The organism is Veillonella sp. ZSJB6 (genome assembly GCF_051549505.1).
Classification (GTDB): domain Bacteria; phylum Bacillota; class Negativicutes; order Veillonellales; family Veillonellaceae; genus Veillonella.
Window position 1 is genome coordinate 1 of the sequence record NZ_JBPUGE010000162.1, and the last position, 241, is coordinate 241.

A 241-nucleotide genomic window follows, 5' to 3' on the forward strand; every position below is an offset into this window, starting at 1 on the left:
TGAACAGGGGTATTATCGGGTAGATTAGATTCATCAATACGTACAAAGTTACCTTTTTCTCTATCATCAGGGGTTAAAGCCACCAAGCGATTTGACTTTAACGCAAAGATGAAATGCTTGTTAGCTTTACGAATATGTTTGAATGTCGCTTTGGCTGAAAACCAAGAATCGGCTAATACATAGTCGAATTTGACTTGGTTTTTGATTGCCCTATCAAACATATCAAGCAGTCGCTGATTTT

The 241-nt window shown here is 37.3% G+C and carries 1 pseudogene; it reads right to left on the reverse strand.

Features of this window, described 5'->3' with window-relative positions:
* A pseudogene (locus ACSV5T_RS10290) lies at window positions 1–221 on the reverse strand (IS701 family transposase); the annotation flags it as partial.
* Window positions 222–241 lie beyond the last annotated feature (20 nt).